This window comes from Bacillus sp. 196mf, from assembly GCF_003217275.1.
Lineage (GTDB): Bacteria > Bacillota > Bacilli > Bacillales > Bacillaceae_G > Bacillus_A > Bacillus_A thuringiensis_S.
Window position 1 is genome coordinate 1 of sequence record NZ_QJTG01000104.1, and the last position, 1441, is coordinate 1441.

Sequence of the window (1441 nt, forward strand, 5' to 3'; positions counted from 1 at the left end):
AAGAAAATGATAAAATATCTGAAAAGTATGGTTTGTCAATCATTGAAGAAGGCAGAAAGGGGAGAAAAAAATATTTAGCTTTTAATGAGTATGTAGCCAGATCAAAGCGGAAATCCTTCAAAGGAAATTTAGAAGAAATAATTGATAAAAACATATCAAAATCAAATTCATTCAATGAATTTTTAAGCTTTATGCAAAAAGAAGGATATGAGCATAAACAGGGGAAATATTTATCATTTATGAATCCGAAGTCAGGGAAGTTTATGCGAACTAAAACAATGGGATTTAATTACCTTGAATCCTCTATCAAATACAGAATAAAAAACAAAGGTTATTCACCGATTAAAACCAGTATAATCAACAGGAAATGGATTGATAAGTCACAAGAGAAATTTAAAAATAATAAGGGACTTCAAAGATGGGCTACTAAGCAAAATATTAATTACTTAAATGAATTAAGCTCTAAGCTATATAAACTCAATGTTTCGATTACGGAACTTGAGGAGATTGAAGCAAATAAAGAAGCGTTAATTGACAGCTTTGAAAAGCAACTTTTAGGTATTGATAATGAGATTTTCAGATTAAATAAAATGAAGGGCTGTTTCCACACTTATAAAAAGAGTCATCCTTTAATTGTTGCTTATAAAAAAGCTGAAAATAAAATGGCATTTAAACAAGAACGGTATCATGAATTTAAAGAGTATGATGTTGCAAAACGTGATATGAACTATCTCAAAAAGAATTATGGTATTACTGAGGAATCTGAATTACATTATAAGTTGTCATTACTGACAAAAGAACGAAATTTACTGTATGGAAGTTTAGGGAAAGAAAAAGAAGTGGAAGTAAATAGACAAGAGCAACGAAGACAGCAGCAACAACGTAAAAAAGAAAATGAAAGATAAAAAGTTGTAGCGCCTCACAAAAATAATATTGTATAGTTTTTGATGATTGAAATAAATTAAAGCGCTGGGAGGTGGAACATTTTTGTCATATATATGGAATGAGATCTTAACGGCTCGTGAGGCGATTATAAAGCTAGAGGGTGTTGCAAAACTCATAAATATCCAAAAGTAAATGCATAAAAAAATCCGTTTCCTTGGAAGAATGATAGTAACCAAAACTATCTCCAGAAAGGACGGATTTACTAGTATGATAACCAAATTTGATGAAAATCAATCCATTTTACAGATTTTATTTGCTTATGTAGACAGTTTAACGATTGGAGACGTTCCGCCTGTGACAGGTCGCCCACCAATCTGTAGAAAGGCTTTACTGAAATGTTTTTTCTTAAAAACTGTATTTCAAATTGACTCTTTACGTAAATTAACACGTTTTTTACATCAATATCCTTCATTTCGTTCGTCTTGTGGTTTATATGTTGTTCCTCATATTTCTACTTTTTCACGTGTAGGTACTTGGTTTCGTGAAAAGGGAATTC

General features: G+C 31.0%; 2 protein-coding genes. Both read left to right on the forward strand.

Annotation, left to right across the window (positions count from 1 at the left end):
* Positions 1-905, forward strand: a 905-nt coding sequence (locus tag ATL10_RS30700; RefSeq protein WP_110498385.1) for a relaxase, incomplete at its 5' end; no start/stop codon positions are given.
* Between the two features lie 247 nt (positions 906-1152).
* Positions 1153-1441 (forward strand): transposase (locus ATL10_RS30705; RefSeq protein ID WP_142670045.1); only part of this gene is annotated, 289 nt, incomplete at its 3' end.